The organism is Frankia sp. CeTa3Moorea (genome assembly GCF_978021225.1).
In genome coordinates, this window is record NZ_CDXDOR010000010.1 from 60,183 (window position 1) to 62,263 (window position 2,081).

Here is a 2,081-nt window from a genome sequence, read left to right on the forward strand (position 1 = left end):
CACCAGCCAGCGTTTTATATATTCTCCTTTATACCCCAGTGCGATCGTAAAATCGGCGAACTGGAAATGGGCGTAGTACTTCATGATGTGCCAGATTATCGGCCGATTCCCGATCTCGATCATCGGTTTGGGTTTGATGACCGTCTCCTCCGCCAACCGGCTTCCCAGACCGCCAGCAAGAATACCGACCTTCATCGTTCCGCTCGTTCCCGGGACCCGGTCGTGTGAACCGGCGCTGCCGAGCCGCCCACGCGGGTCAAGCCGCCCTGGCGAGGGACCGGGATACTGGGGTAGCTGGCCTGGCGACCACGTAGCCGGTCGTGGACCCCGACGTAGCGGGGCTCCGAATACCGCCAGGACAATTCGTTCACAATGCGCTCCCGGCCCCGGGCGCCAAGAGTCCGGCGTCGGTCCGGGTCCGTCAGCAGTTCGGCGAGGGTCCGGGCGAAGTCCGCCACCGTGTCGGAGGGTACGTAGACGGCGGCGTCCTCGGCGCTCACCCGGGTCTCGGTCAGGTCGTAGGCCACCACCGGCAGCGCATAGGCCATGTATTCGAGCGTCTTGGACATGGTGGACACCTCGTTCAGCGGGCTCCGCGGGTCCGGCGACAATCCGACCGTGGCGGTGGACAGATAGTCCCGGATCATCTGGTCGTCCGCCCGCCCGGTGAACTCGACCCAGTCGTCGAGACCGAGCCGGCTCGACTGTTTCCGCAGATCGTCCAGACAGTCACCAAATCCCAGCAGGGCGAAGGCGCAGTCGGTGCGCCCGAGAACGTGGACATAGTGATGTATGGCATCGAGGAGTCGGTCGACACCGTCCTGCGGGCCCATTATTCCCAGATAACAGGCAAGGTGCTGCCGGCCGCGCCGCAACTCGGGACGCTCCGCGGCAGGCTTCATCAGTTCGGGGTCCGGTCCGTTTCGGACGACGGTCACCCGTTCCGATGGCAGCCGCCCCCTGGTCAGGGCCAGCCGCCGGTACGATTCGTTGGTCACGATCACGTGGTCGGCGACCAGCTGGTTCATCCGTTCAAGCAGCAGCAGCGCGCGGAGCAACAGCCCCCCGTCCTTGCCGAACCGTGAGCGATAGAGTTCCGGGCAGAGATCATGATGGTCGAAGACGAACTTCTTGCCGAACGGCTTGTAGAACAGCGCGAGCGCCCAGTACGTGTCCGGCGGGTTACACGCCTGGATCACGTCGAATCCGTGCCGGCGGGCCACGGCGACGGACAGGACAGCGGTTCGCACCCAGCAGTAGCCGAACTCGAAAACGTAACTGAGTACACCCTGGGTCCGGGGTGCGCCGCGATAGGTCCAGATGCTGACACCGTCGACGATCTGGTGACGCCGCTGCCCCGGGCCCCGTGGGCATATTACGGCGACCTGGTAGCCCTGGTTGCGAAGCGCCTGGCATTCCTGCCACGTCCGATGGTCGATCAGAATCGGCAGGTTCTGAACTACGATCAGAACCCGTCCTGCGTCGCCAATGTCGGGAGATTCGGTTGAGTCGGCGTCAGGCGCCGACGTGAGAGTATTCGCAGCCGTAGCCAACGAGATAGTCCCGTCGCGTGTCTGTCCCACATTTTTCTCCCGAAGATGAACGACCCCGTTGCCCGCGGACTGTGGACCCATCCCTCCCTTTCCGCCATGGCGAGGCTAGCGGCCGGCCTGGGCATCACCGGCGATTGAAAAACTTGCGTGTCGCGTCTTGGGGCCGGGCTCGGCCGATTCTCGCCACAGGAACGACAGAACTGACCGTTGGGGGCGGCTTATTCCAGCCATGCTGTTTGACGACGGCAGCCATGGCCGCCATGGATGCCGTGTTCGCGCCTTTAATGCCCGGGTCACTCTCGCGCTTTTTGACGCAAAGCCGCTCCTGGCAGCGGACCGCCAGTGACTTGTCGTGCGTTCCTCGGCTTTCTGGTCAGCTTACCGAATCAGACGGTCATCGAATCAGACGGTCCCGGATCAGACGGTCCCGGATCAGACGGTCGACGATGCGCGGACGGCGAGCAGTCCCAGCGACCCGGCCGCCTCCGTCAGGCCGGCTCGGGCGTCGGGGTGGGCGACGTGGTCGAT

At 64.1% G+C, this 2,081-nt stretch carries 2 protein-coding genes; both read right to left on the reverse strand.

Features of this window, described 5'->3' with window-relative positions; translation table 11 throughout:
• Nucleotides 1-195: sugar phosphate nucleotidyltransferase (locus tag AC08OV_RS03745; RefSeq protein WP_476619298.1), on the reverse strand; the 195-nt coding region annotated here is incomplete at its 3' end.
• Nucleotides 192-1,553 (reverse strand): glycosyltransferase family 4 protein, encoded by a 1,362-nt coding sequence (locus AC08OV_RS03750; RefSeq protein ID WP_476615471.1) that lies wholly within the window; start codon nucleotides 1,551-1,553, stop codon nucleotides 192-194. The genes AC08OV_RS03750 and AC08OV_RS03745, both read right to left, overlap by 4 nt.
• Between the last annotated feature and the right edge of the window lie 528 nt (nucleotides 1,554-2,081).